24 protein-coding genes, 2 tRNA genes and 3 other RNA genes are annotated in these 23,873 nt (G+C 54.0%); 13 read left to right on the top strand and 16 right to left on the bottom strand.

The annotated features are described in order from the left end of the window. Positions 1 to 40 precede the first annotated feature (40 nt). Together H0S68_RS13555 and H0S68_RS13550 are read left to right on the top strand one after the other, a co-directional pair. Positions 41 to 280: a hypothetical protein gene (locus H0S68_RS13555; RefSeq protein WP_128864695.1), complete on the top strand. Its 240-nt coding sequence runs from the start codon at positions 41 to 43 to the stop codon at positions 278 to 280. Positions 281 to 388: 108 nt separating this feature from the next. After that, positions 389 to 1,153, top strand: a complete 765-nt coding sequence (locus H0S68_RS13550; RefSeq protein ID WP_410528764.1) for a MipA/OmpV family protein — start codon at positions 389 to 391, stop codon at positions 1,151 to 1,153. A 114-nt stretch (positions 1,154 to 1,267) separates the two neighbouring features. Here the strand turns inward: H0S68_RS13550 and H0S68_RS13545 are convergent, their stop codons facing one another. After that, complete coding sequence (locus H0S68_RS13545; RefSeq protein WP_020827212.1) at positions 1,268 to 2,143, bottom strand: D-hexose-6-phosphate mutarotase; 876 nt, start codon at positions 2,141 to 2,143, stop codon at positions 1,268 to 1,270. Positions 2,144 to 2,223: 80 nt separating this feature from the next. Next, the gene (gene gapA, locus H0S68_RS13540; protein ID WP_012145453.1) at positions 2,224 to 3,219 is read right to left on the bottom strand and encodes a glyceraldehyde-3-phosphate dehydrogenase; all 996 of its coding nucleotides are present in this window, start codon (positions 3,217 to 3,219) and stop codon (positions 2,224 to 2,226) included. A 348-nt stretch (positions 3,220 to 3,567) separates the two neighbouring features. Between gapA and msrB the strand changes: the two genes are divergently transcribed. Beyond that, positions 3,568 to 3,981 (top strand): peptide-methionine (R)-S-oxide reductase MsrB, encoded by a 414-nt coding sequence (msrB, locus tag H0S68_RS13535; protein WP_020827211.1) that lies wholly within the window; start codon positions 3,568 to 3,570, stop codon positions 3,979 to 3,981. Positions 3,982 to 4,046: 65 nt separating this feature from the next. Continuing rightward, complete coding sequence (locus H0S68_RS13530; protein ID WP_020827210.1) at positions 4,047 to 4,319, top strand: YeaC family protein; 273 nt, start codon at positions 4,047 to 4,049, stop codon at positions 4,317 to 4,319. A gap of 38 nt (positions 4,320 to 4,357) precedes the next feature. On the opposite strand, the gene H0S68_RS13525 is transcribed toward H0S68_RS13530, so the two are convergent. The 4 genes from H0S68_RS13525 to sppA form a co-directional block, all read right to left on the bottom strand. Beyond that, on the bottom strand, positions 4,358 to 5,638 hold the full coding sequence (locus tag H0S68_RS13525; RefSeq protein WP_122079528.1) for a glycoside hydrolase family 18 protein: 1,281 nt from the start codon (positions 5,636 to 5,638) through the stop codon (positions 4,358 to 4,360). 231 nt (positions 5,639 to 5,869) lie between these two features. Next, the gene (gene pncA / locus H0S68_RS13520; protein WP_122079527.1) at positions 5,870 to 6,502 is read right to left on the bottom strand and encodes a bifunctional nicotinamidase/pyrazinamidase; all 633 of its coding nucleotides are present in this window, start codon (positions 6,500 to 6,502) and stop codon (positions 5,870 to 5,872) included. A gap of 24 nt (positions 6,503 to 6,526) precedes the next feature. Next, positions 6,527 to 7,543 (bottom strand): asparaginase, encoded by a 1,017-nt coding sequence (gene ansA, locus H0S68_RS13515; RefSeq protein ID WP_041415430.1) that lies wholly within the window; start codon positions 7,541 to 7,543, stop codon positions 6,527 to 6,529. 93 nt (positions 7,544 to 7,636) lie between these two features. Next, on the bottom strand, positions 7,637 to 9,493 hold the full coding sequence (sppA, locus tag H0S68_RS13510) for a signal peptide peptidase SppA (protein WP_020827206.1): 1,857 nt from the start codon (positions 9,491 to 9,493) through the stop codon (positions 7,637 to 7,639). A 160-nt stretch (positions 9,494 to 9,653) separates the two neighbouring features. On the opposite strand from sppA, the gene H0S68_RS13505 reads away from it, so the two are divergent. From H0S68_RS13505 to H0S68_RS13485, 5 genes are all read left to right on the top strand, one after another. Continuing rightward, complete coding sequence (locus H0S68_RS13505) at positions 9,654 to 10,205, top strand: NAD(P)H nitroreductase (RefSeq protein WP_020827205.1); 552 nt, start codon at positions 9,654 to 9,656, stop codon at positions 10,203 to 10,205. 160 nt (positions 10,206 to 10,365) lie between these two features. Beyond that, positions 10,366 to 11,409 carry a selenide, water dikinase SelD gene (gene selD, locus H0S68_RS13500; protein ID WP_020827204.1) on the top strand — a complete coding sequence of 348 codons (1,044 nt, stop codon included), beginning with the start codon at positions 10,366 to 10,368 and terminating at the stop codon, positions 11,407 to 11,409. Next, positions 11,409 to 12,527, top strand: coding sequence for a tRNA 2-selenouridine(34) synthase MnmH (mnmH, locus tag H0S68_RS13495; RefSeq protein ID WP_046373371.1), 1,119 nt, complete (start codon positions 11,409 to 11,411; stop codon positions 12,525 to 12,527). The genes selD and mnmH overlap by 1 nt, the downstream gene beginning before the upstream one ends. Continuing rightward, positions 12,527 to 14,452, top strand: coding sequence for a DNA topoisomerase III (locus H0S68_RS13490; protein ID WP_020827202.1), 1,926 nt, complete (start codon positions 12,527 to 12,529; stop codon positions 14,450 to 14,452). Before mnmH ends, H0S68_RS13490 begins: the two co-directional genes overlap by 1 nt. Then, positions 14,449 to 14,742, top strand: a complete 294-nt coding sequence (locus H0S68_RS13485; protein WP_020827201.1) for a DUF1496 domain-containing protein — start codon at positions 14,449 to 14,451, stop codon at positions 14,740 to 14,742. Before H0S68_RS13490 ends, H0S68_RS13485 begins: the two co-directional genes overlap by 4 nt. Before the next feature lie 18 nt (positions 14,743 to 14,760). On the opposite strand, the gene H0S68_RS13480 is transcribed toward H0S68_RS13485, so the two are convergent. The 10 genes from H0S68_RS13480 to H0S68_RS13435 form a co-directional block, all read right to left on the bottom strand. Continuing rightward, positions 14,761 to 15,162, bottom strand: coding sequence for a pyrimidine (deoxy)nucleoside triphosphate diphosphatase (locus H0S68_RS13480; RefSeq protein WP_130015427.1), 402 nt, complete (start codon positions 15,160 to 15,162; stop codon positions 14,761 to 14,763). 45 nt (positions 15,163 to 15,207) lie between these two features. Further along, on the bottom strand, positions 15,208 to 16,014 hold the full coding sequence (xthA, locus tag H0S68_RS13475) for an exodeoxyribonuclease III (protein WP_020827199.1): 807 nt from the start codon (positions 16,012 to 16,014) through the stop codon (positions 15,208 to 15,210). A gap of 102 nt (positions 16,015 to 16,116) precedes the next feature. Then, positions 16,117 to 16,689 (bottom strand): TIGR00730 family Rossman fold protein, encoded by a 573-nt coding sequence (locus H0S68_RS13470; RefSeq protein WP_020827198.1) that lies wholly within the window; start codon positions 16,687 to 16,689, stop codon positions 16,117 to 16,119. A gap of 151 nt (positions 16,690 to 16,840) precedes the next feature. After that, a non-coding RNA gene (locus H0S68_RS13465) (RtT sRNA) lies at positions 16,841 to 16,967 on the bottom strand. A 44-nt stretch (positions 16,968 to 17,011) separates the two neighbouring features. Next, positions 17,012 to 17,138: non-coding RNA, RtT sRNA (locus tag H0S68_RS13460), on the bottom strand. A gap of 44 nt (positions 17,139 to 17,182) precedes the next feature. Further along, a non-coding RNA gene (locus H0S68_RS13455) (RtT sRNA) lies at positions 17,183 to 17,309 on the bottom strand. 44 nt (positions 17,310 to 17,353) lie between these two features. Further along, positions 17,354 to 17,438: transfer RNA gene (locus H0S68_RS13450), tRNA-Tyr, on the bottom strand. A 96-nt stretch (positions 17,439 to 17,534) separates the two neighbouring features. Next, positions 17,535 to 17,619: transfer RNA gene (locus tag H0S68_RS13445), tRNA-Tyr, on the bottom strand. Between the two features lie 158 nt (positions 17,620 to 17,777). Continuing rightward, positions 17,778 to 18,626 carry a formyltetrahydrofolate deformylase gene (purU, locus tag H0S68_RS13440; RefSeq protein ID WP_020827197.1) on the bottom strand — a complete coding sequence of 283 codons (849 nt, stop codon included), beginning with the start codon at positions 18,624 to 18,626 and terminating at the stop codon, positions 17,778 to 17,780. Between the two features lie 110 nt (positions 18,627 to 18,736). Continuing rightward, entirely contained in the window at positions 18,737 to 19,201 is a 465-nt protein-coding gene (locus H0S68_RS13435; protein ID WP_046373374.1) for a YchJ family protein, read from the bottom strand. 143 nt (positions 19,202 to 19,344) lie between these two features. On the opposite strand from H0S68_RS13435, the gene rssA reads away from it, so the two are divergent. From rssA to H0S68_RS13415, 4 genes are all read left to right on the top strand, one after another. Beyond that, positions 19,345 to 20,250, top strand: coding sequence for a patatin-like phospholipase RssA (gene rssA / locus H0S68_RS13430; RefSeq protein ID WP_122079521.1), 906 nt, complete (start codon positions 19,345 to 19,347; stop codon positions 20,248 to 20,250). A gap of 105 nt (positions 20,251 to 20,355) precedes the next feature. After that, entirely contained in the window at positions 20,356 to 21,369 is a 1,014-nt protein-coding gene (rssB, locus tag H0S68_RS13425) for a two-component system response regulator RssB (protein ID WP_041415428.1), read from the top strand. 197 nt (positions 21,370 to 21,566) lie between these two features. Further along, positions 21,567 to 22,484: a UTP--glucose-1-phosphate uridylyltransferase GalU gene (gene galU / locus H0S68_RS13420; RefSeq protein WP_130016750.1), complete on the top strand. Its 918-nt coding sequence runs from the start codon at positions 21,567 to 21,569 to the stop codon at positions 22,482 to 22,484. A 43-nt stretch (positions 22,485 to 22,527) separates the two neighbouring features. Next, positions 22,528 to 23,871, top strand: a complete 1,344-nt coding sequence (locus H0S68_RS13415) for a UDP-glucose dehydrogenase family protein (protein ID WP_061069108.1) — start codon at positions 22,528 to 22,530, stop codon at positions 23,869 to 23,871. Positions 23,872 to 23,873 lie beyond the last annotated feature (2 nt).

The raw sequence follows: 23,873 nt of genomic DNA, 5'->3' as shown, positions 1-23,873 counted from the left end.
CTGATGATTGTGTTTTGGCCCCCGAAAGAAGAAGTTATCCTTGAGTACAGCAACCCGTATGCCAACTTGGTGCGCTTATTATCGCGAGTTGCGCTGTATTGCCACTGGGCTCAGGATTCATTCACCTTCTGATTTAAGCTTAGTTTGCATACCAGAAAATTTCCTGCGTGGTAAAAAGCTTTTTTTAAGTCATATCAATGACTCAGTTATGACAGGGATAGCCAAATGCCTTGTCTGGCGCGGCCTGCGGCAAAAAACGTCACTGTTCCGCCATGATTAATTCATATTTCTATTCTAAGTTATTCGATCTTGGTTGTTTTCTATTGTAAAGATTAGGCGCGTAACGACAATTTCACATAAACTAAGCCAGCTATTAACTCTGTTATTTATGGAAAAAGAACCAGTGAAGATTTTTCAACTCAAAACGCTAGCAATTATCGCTTCCGCAATGGTTTGTGCGCAAAGTGCTCAGGCTGGGACCTGGTCACTCGGTGCTTCCGCGCTGGTTAGCCCGGATCCGTATCGTGGCTATCAGGACCGCGTGTATCCGGTACCCGTCATCAACTATGAAGGGGATGACTTCTACTTCCGTACCCTGACCGCAGGTTATTACCTGTGGAAAGATCAGGAAAACCAACTGAGTCTGATGGGTTACTACTCACCGTTGGGCTACCGTCCGGGTGACAGTGACGACGATCGCATGAAGAAGTTGAACAAGCGTCGCGGCACGTTAATGGCCGGTCTGGCTTATACGCATAATGCTGATTGGGGCACCCTGCGTACCACTTTTACCGGTGATACCCTGGATTACAGCAACGGCATGATTGGTGACTTCGCCTATCTGTACAAGTTTGAGCTGGACGCCTTCACCTTGGTGCCGGGTGTGGGTGTGACGTGGAGCAGCAAAAACCAGAACAAATACTACTACGGCGTTAGCGATAACGAATCTCGCCGCAGCGGTCTGGACAGCTACACGCCAAGCGACAGCTGGGCACCTTACGTTGAGCTGAGCGCCAACTACAAGATCAACAAAGACTGGAATGCCTTCTTTATGGGGCGTTACATCAAACTGTCTGATGAAGTGAAAGACAGCCCGATGGTGGATAAATCTTACACCGGGGTGTTAATGACGGGTGTGAGCTACAGCTTCTAAAAAGCGAATGCACAAAAAAAGTGCAATGTAGGCATCATAAAGGGGCGCCAGCGCCCCTTTTGCACATCTGTAGTGCAATGATGCAGGGCAGGCGTTTTCACCGCCCCGCTGCGATCACGCGTTCTTGCGGGTGCGGAAGGTCACTGCCAGCCGTGCCGGTTGTTCCCCTGCTGCGATCAGCGGTTTGCTGACGCGGCCGGTTTCCACGCAAACCATGGTTTTATACCCGTCGTTAGGCATGTCCGCCATGCTGCAAGAAAGCTCTACGCCAGGGTTCCAGGCAATCACATCACTCATGTGATGGTGATGAACCTCAATGGTGCGTTGGAGCGCCGCATCTTTTATCAGGCTAAAGGCCTCCGGCTGGGTATAAACCCGATCGGTCTGGCCAACGAAGGTCACGTCACCGGTCTGTTTGGCTTCGGCGCCCCCAGCGACTTTATCGATATAAGGCACGCCGAGCCCGGCTACCTTAACCTGTTCAATGTCCCCGATCTGGAAGTAGCTATGCAGCGCCGCAGTGGCCTGATAATCACCGTGGGACTCCAGCTCTATCTCACACTCTTCGCCTAGCTTGAAGCGGGCAATCAGCGTAAAGGCGTGTGGCCACAGGCTACGGGTTTGCTCATTGTCTTTCAGCGTGAAGGTCAGAATGACGCCGTTATCATCTTCATCATGCGCCGTCAGACTCCAGGGCTGATTGCGGGCGAAACCGTGCGAAGGTTTTGCCACCGGACCAAACCAGGGCCAGCAAATGGGGACGCCGCCGCGGATAGCATTGCCTTTTTTAAATGGCGTGTTGTTGCTCAGCCAAATGACCGGCTTTTCACCGCTGGGTTGCCAGGCCAACAGATGCGCGCCTTGCAGCGTGATAGCCGCACGCACTTTCGGGTGGGAAACCACCACCACGGGCAGTTCGTCGAGTTGCCGTTGGCTGATATAAGGAGAAATTTGCTGAGTAACGGGTAGGGTGAAAATTTTTTCGTTCATCGGTTGGCCTTTTGTTCGCCGTAGAAACAAAAAAAGGGCGACAAAAATGTCGCCCTCATCATCAGCTTGGCATCAATCCATTATTTGGAGATGTGAGCGATCAGATCCAGAACCTTGTTGGAGTAACCAGTTTCGTTATCGTACCAAGAAACCAGTTTCACGAAGGTGTCGCTCAGAGCGATACCGGCTTTGGCATCGAATACGGAAGTCAGAGTTTCGCCGTTGAAATCGGTAGAAACCACTTCGTCTTCGGTGTAGCCCAGCACGCCTTTCAGCTCGCCTTCAGATGCAGCTTTGATAGCAGCACAGATTTCTTTGTAAGAAGCTGGTTTTGCCAGACGAGCAGTCAGGTCAACCACAGAAACGTTCGGGGTAGGAACGCGGAACGCCATACCGGTCAGTTTGCCGTTCAGTTCTGGGATAACTTTACCTACTGCTTTAGCAGCACCGGTAGAAGAAGGGATGATGTTCTGAGATGCGCCGCGGCCGCCGCGCCAGTCTTTGTGAGACGGGCCATCAACGGTTTTCTGAGTTGCGGTAGTTGCATGCACGGTGGTCATCAGCGCTTCAACGATGCCGAACTTGTCGTTGATAACTTTAGCCAGTGGTGCCAGGCAGTTGGTGGTACAAGAAGCGTTAGAAACGATTTCCTGACCAGCGTAAGATTTGTGGTTCACACCCATAACGAACATTGGGGTGTCGTCTTTGGATGGGCCAGTCAGAACAACTTTCTTAGCGCCTGCAGCGATGTGTTTACGTGCAGTTTCGTCAGTCAGGAACAGGCCAGTTGCTTCTGCAACGACGTCAACATTGACTTCGTTCCACTTCAGGTTAGCCGGATCTCTTTCTGAGGTACAACGGATGGTTTTGCCGTTAACAACCAGGTGGCCGTCTTTAACTTCTACAGTGCCGTTGAAGCGGCCGTGAGTAGAGTCATATTTCAGCATGTAAGCCATGTACTCTGCGTCTAACAGGTCGTTGATTGCAACGATTTCGATGTCAGAACGTTCTTGAGCAGCACGAAAAACAATGCGACCGATACGGCCAAAACCGTTGATACCTACTTTGATAGTCATATATTCCACCAGCTATTTGTTAGTGAATAAAAGGTTGCCTGTAAAATTACAAAAACCTTACCAAGCGTCAAGCGGAATCGTGTCAATACTTGCTGCAAATCAAACCTCGCAGCCTGGTTTGAGCGCTTATTGCACGTTCCGTTTGCGTTCGGCCTCATCCGTAATATGGGGTCAAACCGCCAAGTATAAAGTCAGTCCATATAAGATATGTGATCGGTATCACATATTGCCGCGACGTGACCTTTATGGGCTACAGTTTAGGCCAAAAAGCGCTGCAGTGTTGTTAATTTTTTGTTATTATTACTCATTGTTTTCGTTGACATTATCCACATTCAGAGAAACGCACAAATGGCTAAAGAGACAACCCCTGACCATCCGGCCACGGAACTGAATGAAATCCAACGTTATGTGACTCAGGAACGTGGTACCGAGGCGCCGTATTCCGGCAAATTGCTGCACAACAAACGCGAGGGCGTGTACCATTGCCTGTGCTGCAACCACCCGCTGTTCTACTCAGACAGCAAGTACGACTCCGGCTGCGGTTGGCCGAGCTTCTATCAGCCGGTATCTGACGATGCGATTCGTTATCTTGATGATAATTCACATAATATGCATCGCGTTGAGATCCGCTGTGGTCACTGTGACGCGCATTTGGGCCACGTATTCCCCGACGGCCCGCAGCCGACCGGCGAGCGTTTTTGCGTTAACTCGGCGTCGCTCAGTTTTACCGACGGTGAGAACGGTGAGAAAACGGCTGGCTAGAGCTAGTACGTTGTTAGAAAAATCGATTCAGCTAATTATTCTTGCATGAGTAAGGAAAGGCCCTGATGGATGTGAAAGACCTGATTGCCGCCATGACGCCGGAAATCTATCAACGGCTGGTATTGGCCGTTGAGCTGGGCAAGTGGCCGGATGGCGTAGCCCTGACTCCGGAACAGAAAGAAAACAGCCTGCAGGCGGTCATGCTGTGGCAGTCGTTGCACAATGCCGATCCGCAACACATGAGTATCGGCACCGACGGCCAGATTGTGATGAAGAGCAAGCAAGAGCTGAAACAGCAGTTTATCGCTGAACCCTTGGCTAAGCTGAAACCGCAGTAAATCGAATAACGGGGCGATAGTGACATCGCCCCGTGGGTTTAGCCTTTCCCGCCGTTGATCCCCAGCGATTCCGCCAGTTGATGCGCGAGCCGGTTATTGTCGTCTGCGCCATATTCCCAGAACATCGCGCCCCCCAATCCCTTGCTTTTGATGTAGTCAGCCTTCAGCTCAACCGAGCGTGGGTTCTCGTACGAAATGGCGAATAAAGGTTTGCCCTCTGCGGATTTCATCGTCAGATAGGGAACCTGGGCATCGCTGTCCCAATGGGCGCTGAAGCGCCGCTGTGGATCGTTTAACAGCTTGCTGACGATATCGTTATATTTGAAGTAGCTGTCTTTGGTCAGGTCCAACCCCAGTGATTTGAAGACGGCGGTTTCACGCGCGGTGAAATAGGGTTGGGTGGCAGGGTTTTTCTCTGCGTCGGCTTTGTCCCAGTCGATGCCGGGCTCAGTGGCGCGTTTGGGTACCCGACCATAAAAACCAATGCCCAGATTTAACTGCGCCGGTTTAAGTCCAGCGGCCAAATAGTTATCCACGACAAAATTGGCGCTGTAGCGATCGGCCGCCGCGACGGTCGGCCACTGTTTGGAATCATACAGATTGGAGTTGAAATACTGAGTGCCGTACGCCATGTCGTAGGTCATCAGGTTGATGTAATCGAGGTAGGGCGCAATACCTTTGACGTCCACCCATTCCTGCGGACTTTTGACGTTGGCACCCACGGCGATGGTCAGCAATTTATTTTTATTCAGGGCGCTATGCAGTTCTTTCAGCAGCACTGTGAAGTTGGCCCGGTCCGCCGGTTGGCTTTCGACCAGCCCCCAGGCGCCGTTAACCGGGTACTCCCAGTCGAGATCGATGCCGTCCAGTTGGTACTGCTTGATGACGTCCAGCACCGAACGGATAAATACGGTCCGGCTCTCCGGCGTTGCCGCCGCACCAGAAAAACCGCGAGCACCCCAACCGCCGACGGACAGCAGCACTTTCAACTCCGGATTCTGTTTACGCAATACCGGCAGCAGCTTCAGATCGGCCATCACTTTAGGTGACAGATAAATCTGGTGCAGGCGAGCCGGGTCTTTTAGCGCCGGATTGGATTCGTCTTTCTCATCGTTGTAGATCAGGCCGAAGGAGTAATTGAGGTGGGTAATTTGCGTGACGTCCAGCTTGTTGATGTCACCGCCTGGACCGGCGGTAACGTCACCCCCGCCGTTGAAATAACCGACGGAAAGGTAAGAGGCGGCATGCGCCATGCCGGCACCAGCCATACCAAACTGCACCGCCACCAGCAAAGGCAGCAGTTTACGGATGAAAACCATGTTATCTCCTTTGGTCGGCAAGGCCGACCCGAAACCGCCTCAGGCGGTAACATAAAGCCGGGCTCAATGGGCCCCGGATGCGTATAACTGATTGATGCCAAGGCATCAGCGGTCATAACAGCAAATGTGCTGCACGCGAACAAGATGTCATCACAGGAGAATGGTCGGAATGTGAGCGATGTCGAGATTTGTCGGTGGGGGAATGGGCGGGTGCCATCAGCACCCGACGCATTATCGTTCGATGAATTGTGACAGGGTAACGAGTTTTGCACCAGCCTGCTGCATGGCCTGAAGGGCTTCCTGACTGTCACCAGCTTGCAAATTAACGCCGCGACAGCCGTCGGTAATTACCGAGGTCTGGTACCCCAGCGCGAGAGCATCCAGGACGCTGAATTTGACGCAGTAGTCGGTTGCCAGCCCCATCACGGCCAAATGACTCACGTCATGAGCTTTCAACCAGCGGTCCAACTCGGTGCGTGAGCGATGCCCGTTGTCGAAGAAGGCGCTGTAGCTGTCGATATCCGTATTTTGACCTTTACGGAATACGGCGACGATATCCCGTTGGTTTAATTGCGGATGAAGCTCGGCACCTGGGCTTTCCTGTACGCAGTGCACCGGCCACCACACCTGCGGCAACCCCTCCAGTTCACCCAGCGTACCCACCTGTGCGTTGGCGTTTACCGCAAAGCTACGGTGATTGGCAGGATGCCAGTCCTGGCTGGCGACCACAGGTTCGCCCCGCGCGTTGCAGGCCTCTATTGCCCGATTGGCTACGGCGATCACGGCATCGCCGTCTGTCACCGCCAGTGCGCCGCCGGGGCAAAAATCGTTTTGCAAATCGATTAGCAGCAGGGCTGTTTTCATCGCGACTCCGTCTTGGGGTTAGGGTTAACCACTGATGCTTAGTTCACCGCGCAAGTCTTGCTGCATCTGGCTGCGGATTTGCTCCGGCGTCAGCGGTTGGCTCAGCAAATAATGCAGCTTGGTCAAGGCGGCTTCCACCGTCATGTCGAAACCGCTGATGACCCCGGCATGGGCCAGCGCGTTACCGGTGGCGTAGCCTTCCATATTCACCCGACCGGAGATGCACTGGGTCAGGTTCACGACCACAATGCCGCGTTCGGAAGCGTCGCGCAATTCATCAACCAGCTCCGCTTTTTGCGGTGCGTTGCCCACGCCGTAAGAGCGCAGGATCAAGGCTTTCACCGGTTGCAGCAAAAAGTTGCGGACTACCGCGCCGGAGATCCCTGGGTAAATCGTCACCACACCGATCGGCTGCGGGGTAATGTCATGCACTTTCAGCTCACCGTTGCAGACCGGGCTGTCGATACCGTTCTGGCGACGGATATGGATCCCCGCTTCCAGCAGTGGCGGCAGGTTAGGCGAGGCAAAGGCGTCGAATCCGTCAGCGTGCGCCTTGGTGGTGCGGTTGCCGCGGAACAGTTTGTTGTTGAAGAACAGACTGACTTCATTCACCGGATGGTTGGCGGCCAGGTACAGCGCGTTCAGCAGGTTGGTTTGACCGTCGGAACGCAGTTCAGCCAGAGGAATTTGCGAACCGGTGACGATCACCGGCTTGGCCAGGTTTTCCAGCATGAACGACAGGGCCGAAGCGGTGAAGGCCATGGTGTCGGTACCGTGCAGGATCACGAAGCCATCATAGAGGTGGTAATTCTTTTTGATGTCGTCGGCGATATGCTGCCAGTCTTCCGGCGTCATATCGGAGGAATCGATCAGCGGCGCATATTCATGAATGGTGAAGTCCGGCATCTCCGGCCGGTGAAACTCAGGCATCAAGGCCAGTTGGCGCTGCAGGTGACCGGACACCGGGATGTAGCCGTGATCGGAGCGTTGCATGCCGATGGTACCGCCGGTATAAGCGACGTAAATCGATTTCTTTTGCATGGTCATTGTTTTAACAGAAATATGATGGGCTGAATTATAGGGGGATAAGCGCAGAAAAAAAGCCCGGCGGGTGCCGGGCTGAGGATTAATTTGTTAGCGGACTTCTCCGCAGGTCAAACAGATGGCATAGCGGTTTTGCGGATCGTTCAGGTTGTTGAACAAACCCGGCTGTTCTTTCACCGCCATGGCTACCGACGCCAGCGGCGCAGGCAGCATTGACTGAATGGCTGCCGGCAGCATGGCGTGAATAGACACGCCAAACTGGCTGAGTACCATGTCGGTCAGGCTTGGCGTATCGACAAACCAGTTAAGCTGCCATTGTTTCAACTGCGCCAGTTCGGCCGCTTTTTTCACCGCGTCGTCAAAATCGCCCAACTGATCGACCAGACCGTTGGTTTTGGCATCGCTGCCCAACCACACGTGCCCCTGAGCAATTTGGTCAACCTGCTGGGGCGTCATTTTGCGGGCCTTGGCGACCAGATCGATAAAGTTTTGATAACCTTTCTCGATGTTCAACTGCATCATCTGCGAGAACTCTGGTGGCAGCGCCTTGGTCACCGCCAGATCCGCCAGCGGCGAGGTGGCCACACCGTCGGTATGCACGCCAATGCTGTCCAGCGTCTGCTCATAGGTGTTGATCACCCCGAAGATGCCGATAGAGCCGGTGAGGGTGCTCGGGCTGGCGATGATGTAGTCCGCCGGCGTAGAGACCCAATAACCGCCCGATGCCGCCATACCGCCCATGGAGACCACCACTGGTTTTCCGGCGGCGCGTACTGCGGCCAGTTCGGAGCGGATCACTTCAGAAGCGCTGACGCTGCCCCCTGGGCTGTTAACCCGGAAGATAACCGCTTTGATCGCCGGATCCAGTCGTGCCTGACGCAGTTCCGCGGCGGTGGTGTCACCCCCAACGGTGCCTGGCGTCTGCGGGCCGTCCATGATCGCGCCGTTGGCGAAGATCACGGCAATTTTGCCTCCCTGATCTGGCGCCGCTTTTGGCTGATAGTCATAGATGCTGGTGGCGTTGAAATCGTTCGCCTGCTTGTCCCAACCGAAAGTCTTGATCAGTTGGTTCTCAATGACGGTGCGGGAAGCCAGCTCATCCACCAGTTTATTGTCCAGCGCGTACTTGGCGGTATCGCCACCGGCGGCCTGCAAGCCGGTCAACACGCCCGCCGCACCGGGGAACAGTTGCTGCGCGGTGATCTGACGGTTGGCGGCTACCGTATCCAGGTAGTTCTGCCACAGCCCGCCAATCCAGCGGCTGTCGGCCTCACGGGCGGCCGGTGACATATCGTCACGGATCAGCGGTTCTACCGCAGATTTATAGGTGCCCACGCGGAAGATATTGGTGGTGACCTTGAGTTTCTCCAACAGGGATTTGTAGTAAAGATTGTTGGTGGCGAAACCGTGCAGATCGACGGCGCCCTGTGGCGACAGATAAACTTTGTTGGCGTAGCTGGCCAGATAGTATTGCGTCTGGTTATAGCTGTCGCCAATGGCGAAAATCGGTTTCCCGCTGTCGCGGAATTCCCGCAGCGCCTTGCCGATGTATTGCAGCGAAGGTTGATCGGCACCGGCAAAATCATTTAACTGCAATACCATGCCGGTAATGTTTTTGTCGTCCTTGGCTTTGCGGATGCTGTCAACCACGTCAAACAGGGAATTTTCCTGCAGACGGTTACTGGACGCACCCAGCAGTTCACGGCCCCATTGGCGCACTTTGTTGTTCATCGAGGGTTGGTCAACGACCACGCCGCTCAAGTCCACCAGTAACGCACCGCGAGTAGGCACGGCAGGGGTGGTTGCGCTCTGGAATGAAAGATAGATGCCAACCCCAACCAGGATCAGCAACACCAGGAACAGATTAAGGATCAGTTCCCTGATAAAGTTCAGCAGACGCCATGTCCACCTGAAAACGCCGGCAATGATTTGCCACAATGTGCGCATGTGCTCTCCAGCAAGAGTCGAGAATGTTCCGCTATCCTAATGAGCGGCCGAGGAAATGTCAGCTTTAAATCGTGTGTCACAGAGGGTATTACCGACGCTGTCACTCGCCGTTTAGCTATGTTAACGTGATCGTAATGAAAATTGTTATCAGGAGTTTACGATGGATGCACTGGATCTTTTACTGAACCGCCGTTCGGCCTCACGTCTCGCCGAGCCTGCGCCCACTAATGAGGCTCGTCAAAATATCATCAACGCGGGCCTGCGGGCGCCTGACCACGGCGCATTGCAGCCATGGCGTTTCGTGATGATTGAAAACCAGGGCCTGGAGCGCTTCAGCCAATTGTTACAAGCTGCTGCAAAGCAGGACGAAATGGACGAAGCGGCTATTGAGAAGGCGACAAAAGCGCCGTTCCGTGCACCGCTGATCATCACCGTAGTGGCGCATTGCACCGAAGAAACCAAGGTGCCGCGCTGGGAGCAGGTAGTTTCTGCCGGTTGTGCGGTGCAGGCGATGCAGATGGCCGCGCTGGCGCAAGGCTTCAACGGCATCTGGCGTACGGGGGCCTGGACCGAACATCCTCTGGTTCGCGAAGCCTTTGGCTGCCGTGAGCAGGACGAAATTGTTGGCTTCCTGTATTTGGGGACTCCTCAGTTGAAAGCCGCAACCAAAGTTGTCGCACCGGACAGCACGCCATTCGTCAGCTACTTCTAATAAACTCCGGCGCAGGGTTGCCGCAAAAATGCGTTAAATCCCGCCATTCTGTGTTGTTTCTGAGCAGGCTGTTCGGTTATCGACAGCCCGCTCTTACCATTCCCCTCGGCAAGCGCTACCCTATGATATCTTGAATGCCGTTAACCGAAGGGAGTGGTATATGACATCGCCAGCGATCCGTTTAACCCAGTACAGCCATGGCGCAGGCTGCGGTTGTAAAATCTCACCGAAAGTTCTCGAAACTATTCTGCACAGCGAGCGGGAGAAGTTTGTCGATCCGCGTTTGCTGGTGGGCAATGAAACCCGTGACGATGCTGCGGTGTATGACATCGGTAACGGCGTTGGCATTATCAGCACTACCGATTTCTTTATGCCTATCGTTGATAACCCGTTCGACTTCGGCCGCATCGCGGCAACCAATGCCATCAGCGACGTTTATGCCATGGGCGGTAAACCGATCATGGCGATTGCCATTCTGGGTTGGCCGATAGCCAAGCTGCCGCCGGAAGTCGCGCAACAGGTGATCGACGGTGGGCGCTATGCCTGCCAACAGGCGGGGATCGCGTTGGCAGGCGGCCATTCTATCGATGCGCCTGAGCCTATTTTTGGCCTGGCGGTTACCGGTATCGTCAGCACCGAGCGGGTGAAGAAAAACAGCGCGGCCCAGGCCGGAGCGCGGTTATTCCTGACCAAACCTCTGGGCATTGGCGTGCTGACCACCGCCGAGAAGAAAAGTAAGCTGCGGCCTGAACATGAAGGTCTGGCGACCGAGGTCATGTGCCAACTGAACAAACCGGGCGCGGATTTTGCCGATGTCGAAGGCGTAACGGCGATGACTGACGTGACCGGTTTCGGTCTGCTGGGCCACCTGAGTGAGGTTTGCCAGGGGTCAGGATTACAGGCGACGGTCTGGTTTGAGCAAGTGCCAAAACTGCCGGACATCGAGCGCTATATTGACGAAGGCTGCGTGCCGGGCGGCACCGGGCGCAACTTTGAAAGTTACGGCCATCTGGTGGGTGAAATGACCAGCCTGCAGCGGCAATTGTTATGCGATCCGCAAACCTCTGGTGGCTTGCTGCTGGCTGTGTTGCCGGAAGCGGAACAGCAGGTTCAGGCGATTGCCGAACGTCACGGCATTCAGCTACAGGCCATCGGTGAACTGCATACGGCCGTTGCGGGCAAGCCGCTGATCGAGGTTGTGTAGTGTCTACTACGCTGGAGCGGGTAGATACCCAGGATTATCGACGTATTTTTTTGCAGGACATCCCGCTGATTGACGTGCGCGCGCCGGTTGAGTTTCAGCAGGGCGCTTTTGCCAATGCGGTAAACCTGCCGTTGATGAACGACGATGAACGGCAGGCTGTTGGCACCTGTTACAAACAGCAGGGTCAGCAGGCGGCGATTGCCCTGGGCCACAGCCTGGTTAACGGCCGATTGCGCGAGCAGCGCACGGCGGCGTGGCTGGCGCAATGCGCGCAATGGCCAGAAGGTTACCTATACTGTTTTCGCGGTGGTTTGCGTTCGCAACTGGTACAGCAATGGCTACGTGAGGCTGGAGTGACTTATCCGCGCATTATTGGCGGCTACAAGGCGCTGCGTCAGTTCTTGCTGACCACGTTGGAACAAAGTGCCGAACTGCCGATGGTGCTGATCGGCGGCAATACCGGCAGCGGCAAAACGGTTTTGGTCAATGAGCTGGCCGAAGGTATCGATCTGGAGGGCGCGGCCCGGCATCGCGGTTCATCTTTTGGCCGAACGCTGGTGGCACAAAGCGGCCAGATTGATTTTGAGAATCGTCTGGCTGTGTTATTGCTGAAAAAACAGCATGGTGGCTGCCGCCGCTGGGTGTTGGAGGATGAAGGGCGCATTATCGGCAGCAACAATCTGCCGTTACCCATCTTCAACCGCATGCAGCAAGCGCCGGTGGCCGTTATCGACGATCCGTTCGAGGTGCGTCTGGCACGGCTGCAGCATGAATATATCGATCGCATGCGCCTGGAGTTTGAACAGGCTCTGGGGGCGGAGCCGGGTTGGCAAAAATACGATGAGTATCTGCACCATGGGCTGTTCGCCATTCGCCGTCGTTTGGGTCTGGAGCGTTTTCAGCAGCTGACGAAGAGCCTGGAATCGGCGTTACAGCGCCACTATGTCAGCGGTAATAGTGACGCGCATCAGGAGTGGCTGGTGCCGTTGTTGCAGCACTACTATGATCCGATGTATCACTATCAATTGGAAAAGAAATCCCAGCGGATCGTATTCCGCGGGAATTATGCTGAAGTAAGAGAATTCCTGATGACGTATAGCCAGAATAACGGTGAATAATGCGACTGTTTATTGCCGAGAAACCGAGTTTGGCGCGCGCCATTGCCGACGTACTTCCCAAACCGCATCGCCGCGGCGACGGATTTATCGCCTGCGGTAACAATGATGTGGTGACCTGGTGTGTGGGCCACTTATTAGAGCAGGCGCAGCCTGATGCCTACGACAGCCGCTATGCGCGCTGGTCGCTGGCGGACTTGCCAATCATCCCAGAGAAGTGGCAGTTGCAGCCGCGCCCGTCGGTGAGCAAGCAGCTTAATGCAATCAAAAAACTGCTGCATGAAGCCGATGAGGTGGTGCATGCAGGTGACCCGGATCGCGAAGGCCAACTGCTGGTGGACGAAGTGCTCGACTATCTGGCGCTGACGCCGGAAAAACGGCACAGCGTACGCCGTTGCCTGATCAACGATCTCAACCCGCAGGCGGTGGAACGTGCCATAGAGCGGCTGCGTGATAACCGCGATTTTATCCCTTTGTGTGTATCTGCCCTGGCGCGTTCCCGCGCTGATTGGTTGTATGGCATCAACATGACCCGTGCCTACACCATTTTGGGGCGCAATGCCGGTTATGACGGCGTGTTGTCCGTTGGACGGGTGCAAACGCCAGTATTGGGGCTGGTGGTACGGCGGGACGAAGATATCGAAAACTTCGTGTCGAAAGACTTTTTCGAAGTGAAAGCGCACATCGTGACGCCGAAAGAGGAGCGATTCGTCGCCCTGTGGCAACCCAGCGACTCCTGCGAACCCTATCAGGATGAGGAAGGGCGTCTGCTGCATCGACCTTTGGCGGAGCACGTGCTTAAGCGCATCGAGGGCCAACCGGCGCTAGTCACCTCCTATAATGATAAACGGGAATCAGATACCGCTCCGCTGCCGTTTTCATTGTCGACCTTGCAAATCGAAGCTTCCAAACGTTTTAACTTGAGTGCCCAGCAGGTGCTGGATGTCTGTCAGCGCCTGTACGAAACCCATAAGTTAATCACTTACCCGCGTTCTGATTGCCGCTACCTTCCGGAAGAGCATTTCGCCGGGCGTCATTCGGTGTTGAACGCCATCAGTGTTCATCAACCGGATCTTTATCCGCAGCCGGTGATCGACAGCGATCGTCGTAACCGTTGCTGGGATGACAAGAAGGTGGATGCCCACCACGCTATTATTCCGACAGCCCGTGCCAGCAAAGTCAGCCTGAGTCAGGACGAACTGAACGTTTATGGGCTGGTTGCCCGACAGTACCTGATGCAGTTTTGCCCGGATGCGATGTTCCGCAAATGCGTCATTGAGCTGGATATCGCCGGAGGCAAGTTTATCGCCAAGGCGCGCTTCCTGGCTGAAGCAGGGTGGCGCACGCTCTTGGGCAGCAAAGAGCGCGATGAAGAAAACGAAGGCGCACCATTACCGGTTGTGGCGAAGGATGACGAACTGCTGTGCGAACGCGGTGAAGTGGTTGAGCGTCAGACGCAGCCGCCGCGTCCGTTCACCGATGCCAGTCTGCTTTCCGCCATGACCGGTATTGCACGTTTTGTTCAGGATAAAGCGCTAAAGAAAATCCTGCGAGCGACCGATGGTTTAGGGACCGAGGCCACGCGCGCAGGCATTATTGAGTTGCTGTTCAAGCGGGCGTTTTTGTATAAGAAAGGGCGTTATATTCATTCCAGCGAAACCGGTCGGGCGTTGATCCATTCGCTGCCGGATATTGCAGCCCGTCCGGATATGACGGCGAACTGGGAGGCTACGCTGACGCAAATCAGTGAGAAATCCTGTCGCTATCAGGACTTTATGCAACCTCTGGTGGGGACTTTGCAGGAGCTGATTTATCAGGCCAAGCAGAGCCGGGCGAGTATGGCGTTTCGCGGGTTGCCGCCGCCACCTTCCTCCGGGGCAAAAAAACGCAAGAAAAGCGCCGGCAAGGCGCGGGAGAAGAGCGAATGAATTACGCCTTACTGATGCTGACCACTGGCGCACTGCTATTTTCGTCGGCAGTCATGGCCAACCGTGGCGATGTGGACGTGGTGGTGCCGGTGTCACCGGAAATTTGGGGTGCGGCGAAAAGCGCGGCGGCTCAACCTGTCGTGCAACCTTGCAGCCGCTGCTGTATTTATCAGGACCAAAACTATTCTGAAGGGGCGGTACTGAAGGTGGAAGGGGAAGTGCTGCAGTGCGTGCGCGATCCCAACGTGGTGGGAACCAATCCGCTGATCTGGATCCGTCTGAAGAAGTGACGCGGTAACGTCAGCGACTCAGGCTTCTGAAGTTAAACTGGCAATATACGCCGTCAGCAGCGGTACGTCGGCCGGAGCCAGCGGATAGTCAAACGCCTGCTCCGGCGTGATCCAAACAAAGTCGGCATGGCAGCGGTTCTGTAATTCGCCACTGAATGCCTCGACACGCCACGCATGTAACCTAATCACCCGCTCAGTTTGCTGCCACGTATTACTGGCGACGTAATTGCCGACGCTGGCCACAATCCCCAACTCTTCGTCCAGTTCACGCGCCAGGGCTTGAGGCTGACTTTCGCCCACTTCAACTTTTCCGCCGGGGAACTCCCACAGGCCGGCTTGATCGCTGTCGGCATCGCGTTGCGCCAGTAAAATTTTGCCATTCTTTTCGATAATGGCGGCGACGACATCGATAATTTTCATCTTTACCACAGAGAGAAACCCCGGCCGGGGCCGGGGTTGGGTTAATTACAGCGAGAACTCCGCCCAAACCGGCGCGTGATCCGAAGGTTTTTCCATCCCGCGGATATCATAATCGATGCCGGTGGCGATACAACGCGCGGCCAGTGGCGTGCTGGCTAACAGCAGATCAATGCGCAGGCCGCGGTTTTCATCAAAGCCGCGCGAACGGTAGTCGAACCAAGAGAACTGATCGTTGCGTTCTGGGTTGGCGTGGCGATAGGTATCCACCAGGCCCCAGTTCAGCAGGCGATCCATCCATTCACGTTCTTCCGGCAGGAAAGAGCATTTACCGGTGCGCAACCAGCGCTTGCGGTTCTCTTCACCGATACCGATATCATAATCGCTTGGGCTGATATTGACGTCACCCATCACCAGTACCGGTGAGTCTACCGACATCTGCTGCTCCAGGTAGTTTTGCAGATCCTGATAGAAGCGCGTTTTGGCAGGGAATTTGATCGGGTGGTCACGGCTTTCACCCTGTGGGAAGTAGCCGTTGATCACTGTCAAAGTGCCCTGCGGCGTAGCCAGGTCGGCCATGATGATGCGGCGCTGTGCGTCTTCCTCATCGGTAGGGAAACCGCGACGCACGGCCAGCGGCTTTTCTTTGGTCAGCAGCGCTACGCCGTAATGGCCTTTTTGCCCGTGATAGAACACGTGATAGCCGTACTGGCTGACGTCTTCCAATGGAAACATATCATCGTGAACTTTGGTTTCTTGCAGACCGATCACGTCGGGTTGGTGCTGCTCGATAATTGCGGCCAGTTGGTGCGGACGCGCGCGCAGTCCATTGATATTAAAAGAGACAAACTTCATGAGCGGTGCCGTTTATGCGAGAAAAATGTGTTGAGATAGTAGCAGAGTTTGGCCGGAAATGTAACGCGGGCCAGCGGCAATGGCCGCCGCTGGCAAGCCGGATTATTTCGCCCAGCGGTCGTAATTTTTGGGCTGATAGTCGTCGAATTGTTGCAGCAAGGTTTGTGCGGATTCGCTGATGTGCATGGTGCCGAGGTAGTCATGGCGCATAAAGCCCTGATCGGCCACGTGCTGCAGGAAATTGTTTAGCGGGCGGTAGAAACCGTTCACGTCGAGCAGGCCCACCGGTTTGCTGTGATAGCCAATCTGGCCCCAGGTCCAGATTTCAAACAGTTCTTCCAGCGTTCCTATGCCGCCGGGCAGGGCGATAAAACCGTCTGCCAGCGCCGCCATACGCGCCTTGCGGGTATGCATGTCAGGGACCACTTCCAGCTCGGTCAGGCCACGATGCGCGGTTTCTGCTTCGACCAATCGCTCAGGAATGATGCCAACGGCTTCGCCACCGGCGGCTAACACGGCATCCGCGACAATGCCCATTAGCCCTTTTTTACCGCCACCGTAGATTAAACGTCGACCCTGGGCCGCGAGAGTTTGGCCCAGTTGCCGTGCATTTTCGGCATATGCAGGGTTAACACCTTCGCTTGCTCCGCAAAAAACGCAGATATTGTTACGCATGCACTTTTTTCCTTACTGCATTAAAGAAGCCAGTGGTATAGCGAATTGTTGGCCGGAGTTCAAGTTGAGGATGTGCTGAAGGGTTAAGGGAATTGATAAATGAGATATCGGATTGCCAAGGATTGATTTGATTCAGGGGAGCATACAAGGATGGTTGTGGGGGAAGGATTATTCGTCTCTTCGTTCCTCACCCTGCGGGCCGCGCTAAAGCGCGTTGTCTCACTGCGTGAGACTCGAACCTTGTCGAAGCTTCTCATCCTTCCCGCAAAGGAGTGATATTGGGATTTACAGGTTTGATTTTATTCAGGGGAGCATATAAGGATGGTGGTGGGGGAAGGATTATTCGTCGCTGGGCGACTCACCCTGCGGGCCGCGCTAAAGCGCGTTGTCTCACTGCGTGAGACTCGAACCTTGTCGAAGCTTCTCATCCTTCCCGTAAAGGAATGATATTGGGATTTACAGGTTTGATTTTATTATGGGGAGTATACAAGGATGGTGGTGGGGGAAGGATTATTCGTCGCTGGGCGACTCACCCTGCGGGCCGCGCTAAAGCGCGTTGTCTCACTGCGTGAGACTCGAACCTTGTCGAAGCTTCTCATCCTTCCCGTAAAGGAATGATATTGGGATTTACAGGTTTGATTTTATTATGGGGAGTATACAAGGATGGTGGTGGGGGAAGGATTCGAACCTTCGAAGTCTGTGACGGCAGATTTACAGTCTGCTCCCTTTGGCCGCTCGGGAACCCCACCATGGTATTCATGGCTTTACAAATTGTAGTTCCGGTTTTATCCGGAAGAAACCTGGCCGGTTTCCTTACTGCGTCTTCGCTCTTGGCAGAGAGAAGATGGTGGTGGGGGAAGGATTCGAACCTTCGAAGTCTGTGACGGCAGATTTACAGTCTGCTCCCTTTGGCCGCTCGGGAACCCCACCACTGGCCTTGCTTGCGAAACGTCTGTCTCGGTAAGCGGGGCGCATCATATCAAATGAAGCGCGCGTGTAAAGTATTGAAATGCAGAAAATGAATCGTTTGCCGATTTTTTACCCTTGGCGGTGCATCCCTGAACGAAAGGCACCGCTTTATTGAGCAATTACAGAATAACCGTCCGGTTGCCGTATACAAATACGCGCTGCGCCAACACGTGATAAAGCGCACGGCTAAGCGCGTTTTTCTCAACGTCACGTCCGGCGCGCATCATATCTTCGGCAGAGTAGGTGTGATCGACGTGGATCACGTCCTGCATGATGATCGGGCCTTCATCCAGATTATCGTTAACGTAGTGCGCCGTGGCGCCGATGATTTTTACGCCGCGCTCGTAAGCCTGATGATAAGGCCTTGCGCCGATAAAGGCCGGCAGGAAGGAGTGGTGAATATTGATCACCTGGTTCGGGTAGTGCTGTACGAATGCTGGCGTCAATACGCGCATATATTTGGCCAGTACCACGTAGTCCGGTTGGTATTGGTCGATCTGGGCCATCATTTTCTGATCGTGCTGATCGCGAGTCAGGCCTTCATGGCTGACCAGATGGAATGGGATGTCGAAACGTTCTACCAGCGTTTGCAGCGTATCGTGGTTGCCGATAACCGCCGCGATCTCCACGTCCAGGCCACCGTAGGCGCTTTTCATCAGCAGGTCGCCCAGGCAATGTGCTTCTTTGGTCACCAGCACGACAATGCGGCGGCGGCCGGAGTTATGCAGTTCACGAACCGAGCCTGCCGGCAGCGCGCTGTCGAGATCCGCCAGCAACGTGGTGTCGTTGAAAATGCCTTCCAACTCGGTACGCATAAAGAAGCGACCGGTACGGTGATCGACGAACTCGTTGTTCTGAACAATGTTGAGCTCATGCTTATAGCAAATATTGGTGATCTTGGCGATCAGGCCTTTGGCATCCGGGCAAATGGTGCGCAAAACTTTTCTTTGTACATTTTGGTGTGGCATGGGGATGAGGATCCTGTCTGATACGGTGTGTCCTGTCTGCGCAGGCGAGAATTTTATCGCTTTCATTTTCAGGACATCGCCTGAAATCTCTTGAGCACGGTGACTGCCGGCTAACGCCCGCAGCACTTTTTATATTTTTTTCCTGAGCCGCATGGGCAAATGGCATTTCTGCCAGGCTGAGGTTTGGTTCCGTCAATATAATACCAGCGTTGGCCAAGCTGAAGGAAGCGCGAGCGTTCGTGCATCGCCCTTTGCTCACCGGTGCTGCCGTCGATGAAGCGGGCAATGAACTCGACAAAACCTTCACTGGCCTCATGGCCGGGTTTTTCTTCCACCACCGTCAGGCCGAGCCATTCGGTGTCTTTGAAACTGTCGACGATGCCATTGCGCCATTCTGCCGCGTGGCAGTCGGGGTGCCAGGTAGCAATCAGATAATCCACGTTGTGTTTTACGTAAGCGCTAAAGCGCGAACGCATTAACTGTCCGGGGGTCGATGGCGTTTGGCTACCGTTGATGTAGGGCTCGCAGCATGCGCTATACTCCACTCCGCCGCCGCAGGGGCATAATTCGGACAAGGTGACTCCTAAAATGGCCGGAACCTGAGGAACGGGCCGATGCCGAAAGAAATTTAGCGCATATGTTACCTAACATTATTCGATCGTGACAATCTACGCTGACAGCGTCATTGATACAATTCACCGGGCAAAGGGCGGAAACTATGCGAAAAATAAAGATTGGATTGGCATTGGGCGCGGGTTCGGCGAAGGGGTGGGCGCATATCGGCGTGATCAACGCGCTAAAGAAGTTGGGCGTTGAGGTCGATATAGTAGCCGGCTGCTCGGTGGGTGCCCTGGTGGGGGCCGCTTTTGCCAGCCATCGTTTGCCCGCCATGGAAACCTGGGTGCGTTCGTTCAGCTATTGGGACGTGATCCGATTGATGGACTTGTCCTGGCAACGGGGCGGGCTGCTACGCGGTGAACGGGTGTTCAACGCGGTGGGACAATTGCTGAAGATCGATGATATCGCCGAGTGCTCACTCAAATTCGGCGCCGTGGCAACCAATCTCAGTACCGGGCGTGAGCTGTGGTTGACGGAAGGCGATATTCATCAGGCGGTGCGTGCGTCGTGCAGCATGCCGGGCCTGTTGGCACCGGTCTGGTTTGATGGCTATTGGCTGGTGGATGGCGCAGTGGTGAATCCTGTGCCTATTTCATTGACCCGTGCATTGGGCGCCGACATCGTCATCGCCGTCGATTTGCAGCATGATGCTCATTTAATGCAGCAAGATTTGTTTTCGGTACGTAATCATGACGTAGAAGCGCCACAAGATCTCCCCGCCCGCAACTGGCGGGGGCGTTTAAGAGAACGAATCAGCAAAATGACGGCCAGAAAGCCTAATTTCACCCCAACGGCGATGGAAATCATGGGGACGTCGATCCAGGTTCTGGAAAATCGCCTGAAACGTAACCGCATGGCCGGCGACCCGCCAGATGTGTTGATTCAGCCCTATTGTCCGCAGATTTCCACGCTGGATTTCCATCGAGCGGATGAGGCAATCGCAGCTGGGAAATTGGCGGTAGAAAAACAGATCGATATGCTGTTGCCGTTGATAAAAAACAAATAACTACCGGTTTGCGGGAAAATACTCCACCGTTGGAAAAATTTCCGGCAAGCATAAATGGCCTTTTTGAGCCACTATTACACTATGGAAAGGGAAGAGGCACGGCTGATGGCATTACCATTGACTCACAAGCGCATTTTGGTGGTCGAGGACGAACTGGTTTTTCGTTCGGTGCTTGTTGGCTATTTGAAATCGTTGGGAGCAGAAACCAGTGAGGCGCCCAATGGTTTGCTGGCCTTGAGTCTGGTGGATGACGTTCATCCGGATTTAATCCTGTGCGATCTGGCGATGCCGGAAATGGACGGGATAGAGTTTGTCGAACATCTTCGCCTGCAGGGCGTACAAATTCCGGTGTTGGTGATATCGGCAACCGATAAAATGGCCGATATCGCCAAAATGCTGCGGTTAGGCGTACAGGACGTGTTGTTAAAGCCGGTGACCGATCTTAATCGTCTGCGTGAAGCGGTGCTGGGTTGTCTGTATCCCAATATGTTCACGTCCCCGGCGATTGAAGAAGTGGAGCTGTTACAGGACTGGGACGCGCTGAGTAAAAACCCCTCCGAAGCGGTGAAGCTACTCAAACAGTTGCAGCCTCCAGTGCAGCAGACCGTTGCCCATTGCCGGATTAATTATCGGCAATTAACCACCGGTGAAAACCCCGGGCTGGTACTGGATATTGCGGCGCTGTCGGATAAGGATCTGGCTTTCTATTGTCTGGATGTGACGCGTGCAGGGGATAATGGCGTATTGGCGGCGCTACTGTTGCGAGCTTTATTTAATGGGTTACTGCAAGATCATTTAGCGAATCAGCGTCAAAGGCTGCCGCAAATGAGCGCATTGTTAAAGCAAGTTAATCAATTATTACGCCAAGGCAAGTTGGAAGGGCAATTCCCACTGCTGGTGGGTTATTACCACGCCGAATATAAAAACCTGATTCTGGTCTCCGCCGGCCTGCATGCCAATGTGAATACCGGCGACAATCAAATTCAATTGAGCAACGGCGTGCCGCTCGGCACGCTGGGTGCCACCTACATGAATCAAATCAGCCAGCACTGTGCTGCCTGGCAGTGTCAGGTTTGGGGTTCTGGCGGGCGACTGCGGTTGATGCTCAGTGCCGAATAATCCCAACGGCTAAAATAGTATTTGAAATCCAGATATTTGAGATGCTTATTTTTACCTCAGTTAACCCCTTGGGTAATTGTCCTAAATTCTTTCTATTTGTGCTGCGGTTAATGCCAGACAGTCATAAGCTGGTATACTCCGAAGGTTTTTATATGGCGAAAAAGCTCATAAAGTGAGCGCTATTAAGAGAGGAAATAATGCCTGCTGTAAATCGTAAAGTCAGAAAGGCTGTGATCCCGGTTGCAGGCTTGGGAACACGGATGTTACCGGCGACAAAAGCCATTCCAAAAGAAATGCTGCCGCTGGTCGACAAACCCCTGATCCAATACGTGGTTAATGAATGTATTGCCGCGGGGATTAACGAGATTGTGCTGGTTACCCATTCCTCCAAGAATTCGATCGAAAACCATTTCGATACCAGCTTTGAGTTGGAAGCGATGCTGGAAAAGCGCGTTAAGCGCCAGTTGCTGGACGAAGTGCAGTCCATCTGTCCGAAGGGCGTGACCGTGATGCAGGTACGTCAGGGCGTTGCCAAAGGGCTTGGGCACGCCATTATGTGTGCCTATCCGTTGGTGGGTGACGAGCCGGTGGCCGTGATTTTGCCTGACGTAATCCTTGATGAGTACAGCTCCGATCTTAAAAAAGACAACTTGCACGAAATGCTGCAGCGGTTTGAGCAAACCGGCATCAGCCAGATCATGGTTGAACCCGTACCGCATAAAGATGTCGGTAATTACGGCGTAGCCGACTGCAAAGGCTATGCACTGCAGCCGGGTGAAAGTGCTCCGATGGTCAGCGTCGTCGAGAAGCCATCACCGGACGAAGCGCCTTCCAATCTGGCGATTGTAGGACGCTATGTGCTTTCTGCGGATATTTGGCCGCTGCTGTCGAAAACCCCTCCGGGCGCCGGCAATGAAATCCAGCTTACCGACAGCATCGAAATGCTGATGCAGCAAGAAACGGTTGAAGCCTATCACCTGAAAGGGATCAGCCATGACTGCGGCAACAAGCTGGGCTATATGCAGGCGTTTGTCGAATACGGCATGCGTCATCCGACACTCGGCAAAGATTTTTCGCAGTGGTTGAATCAGTTACTCGCCGCTGATAAAGAATAATTTATTTATCTTTCGTCTTAATTTGAAAAACTAGGATTTTCCCATGAAAGTAACAGTTTTTGGTATTGGCTATGTTGGCCTGGTGCAGGCTGCGGTGTTGGCTGAAGTCGGCCATGACGTTATGTGTATTGATATAGACGAACGTAAAGTCGAAAACCTGAAGAAAGGGAATATCCCTATTTTTGAGCCAGGCTTAACGCCATTGGTTCAGCAGAACTATGAAGCCGGCCGCCTGCATTTTACCACCGATGCCAAGGCTGGGGTGGCGCATGGTGCCATTCAATTTATCGCGGTGGGAACACCGCCGGATGAAGACGGTTCTGCCGATTTGAAATACGTGACTGCCGTTGCGCGCACCATCGCGGAGCACATGACCGAACACAAAGTGGTGATCGACAAATCTACCGTGCCGGTCGGCACCGCAGATAAAGTCCGCCAGGTGATGGAAGAAACCCTGCAAAAACGTGGCAGCAAAGTGCCTTTCGATGTGGTTTCCAACCCAGAGTTCCTGAAGGAAGGGGCAGCGGTAGCAGACTGCATGCGTCCTGAGCGCATCGTAATCGGTACCGATAACAAAGATGTGATCGAGCCTATTCGTGAACTGTACGAGCCGTTTAACCGCAATCACGATCGCATGATCATGATGGATATTCGCAGTGCCGAGTTGACTAAATATGCCGCCAACTGCATGCTGGCGACCAAAATCAGCTTTATGAACGAAATGTCCAACCTGGCCGAAATGCTGGGGGCGGATATTGAGAAAGTACGCCAGGGTATCGGTTCAGACTCCCGTATCGGTTATCACTTTATCTATCCAGGCTGCGGCTACGGCGGCTCCTGTTTCCCGAAAGACGTTCAGGCGCTGATCCGCACTGCGGAACATATTGGCTACCAGCCAAAACTGTTGCAGGCCGTAGAGCAGGTTAACTACCAGCAGAAGTATAAGCTGACCAAATTTATCAAGCAGCATTTCGGTGATGACCTGAAAGGCAAAACCTTTGCGCTATGGGGCTTGGCATTCAAACCGAATACTGACGATATGCGTGAAGCCTCCAGCCGGGTGCTGATGGAGCAACTGTGGGAAGCGGGCGCTATCGTTCAGGCTTACGATCCTGAAGCGATGAATGAAGTGCAACGTATTTACGGTCAACGTGACGATCTGAAGCTGGTAGGGACCAAAGAAGCGGCGCTGCATGGGGCTGATGCGTTGGTTATCTGTACTGAGTGGCAGAATTTCCGTGCGCCGGACTTCGATGTGATTAAGGGTGCGCTGAAGCAGCCGGTGATCTTTGATGGTCGCAACCTGTTTGATCCAGAGCGTCTGGAAAGCCGAGGCTTCACTTATTATGCGATTGGTCGCGGTGCGTCCATTCAGCCGGTTATTTAAGG

This window comes from Serratia sp. AXJ-M, assembly GCF_046531865.1.
Taxonomy (GTDB): Bacteria; Pseudomonadota; Gammaproteobacteria; order Enterobacterales; family Enterobacteriaceae; genus Serratia; species Serratia liquefaciens.
This window is presented reverse-complemented; position numbering and strand designations above follow the sequence as displayed.

What these genes read in the sequence shown, in the direction of transcription:
- H0S68_RS13550 (WP_410528764.1), top strand. Translation starts at nt 389, where the DNA reads ATGGAAAAAGAACCAGTGAAGATTTTTCAACTCAAAACGCTAGCAATT.
- H0S68_RS13545 (WP_020827212.1), bottom strand. Translation starts at nt 2,143, where the DNA reads ATGAACGAAAAAATTTTCACCCTACCCGTTACTCAGCAAATTTCTCCT.
- gapA (WP_012145453.1), bottom strand. Translation starts at nt 3,219, where the DNA reads ATGACTATCAAAGTAGGTATCAACGGTTTTGGCCGTATCGGTCGCATT.
- msrB (WP_020827211.1), top strand. Translation starts at nt 3,568, where the DNA reads ATGGCTAAAGAGACAACCCCTGACCATCCGGCCACGGAACTGAATGAA.
- H0S68_RS13530 (WP_020827210.1), top strand. Translation starts at nt 4,047, where the DNA reads ATGGATGTGAAAGACCTGATTGCCGCCATGACGCCGGAAATCTATCAA.
- H0S68_RS13525 (WP_122079528.1), bottom strand. Translation starts at nt 5,638, where the DNA reads ATGGTTTTCATCCGTAAACTGCTGCCTTTGCTGGTGGCGGTGCAGTTT.
- pncA (WP_122079527.1), bottom strand. Translation starts at nt 6,502, where the DNA reads ATGAAAACAGCCCTGCTGCTAATCGATTTGCAAAACGATTTTTGCCCC.
- ansA (WP_041415430.1), bottom strand. Translation starts at nt 7,543, where the DNA reads ATGCAAAAGAAATCGATTTACGTCGCTTATACCGGCGGTACCATCGGC.
- sppA (WP_020827206.1), bottom strand. Translation starts at nt 9,493, where the DNA reads ATGCGCACATTGTGGCAAATCATTGCCGGCGTTTTCAGGTGGACATGG.
- H0S68_RS13505 (WP_020827205.1), top strand. Translation starts at nt 9,654, where the DNA reads ATGGATGCACTGGATCTTTTACTGAACCGCCGTTCGGCCTCACGTCTC.
- selD (WP_020827204.1), top strand. Translation starts at nt 10,366, where the DNA reads ATGACATCGCCAGCGATCCGTTTAACCCAGTACAGCCATGGCGCAGGC.
- H0S68_RS13490 (WP_020827202.1), top strand. Translation starts at nt 12,527, where the DNA reads ATGCGACTGTTTATTGCCGAGAAACCGAGTTTGGCGCGCGCCATTGCC.
- H0S68_RS13485 (WP_020827201.1), top strand. Translation starts at nt 14,449, where the DNA reads ATGAATTACGCCTTACTGATGCTGACCACTGGCGCACTGCTATTTTCG.
- H0S68_RS13480 (WP_130015427.1), bottom strand. Translation starts at nt 15,162, where the DNA reads ATGAAAATTATCGATGTCGTCGCCGCCATTATCGAAAAGAATGGCAAA.
- xthA (WP_020827199.1), bottom strand. Translation starts at nt 16,014, where the DNA reads ATGAAGTTTGTCTCTTTTAATATCAATGGACTGCGCGCGCGTCCGCAC.
- H0S68_RS13470 (WP_020827198.1), bottom strand. Translation starts at nt 16,689, where the DNA reads ATGCGTAACAATATCTGCGTTTTTTGCGGAGCAAGCGAAGGTGTTAAC.
- purU (WP_020827197.1), bottom strand. Translation starts at nt 18,626, where the DNA reads ATGCCACACCAAAATGTACAAAGAAAAGTTTTGCGCACCATTTGCCCG.
- rssA (WP_122079521.1), top strand. Translation starts at nt 19,345, where the DNA reads ATGCGAAAAATAAAGATTGGATTGGCATTGGGCGCGGGTTCGGCGAAG.
- rssB (WP_041415428.1), top strand. Translation starts at nt 20,356, where the DNA reads ATGGCATTACCATTGACTCACAAGCGCATTTTGGTGGTCGAGGACGAA.
- galU (WP_130016750.1), top strand. Translation starts at nt 21,567, where the DNA reads ATGCCTGCTGTAAATCGTAAAGTCAGAAAGGCTGTGATCCCGGTTGCA.
- H0S68_RS13415 (WP_061069108.1), top strand. Translation starts at nt 22,528, where the DNA reads ATGAAAGTAACAGTTTTTGGTATTGGCTATGTTGGCCTGGTGCAGGCT.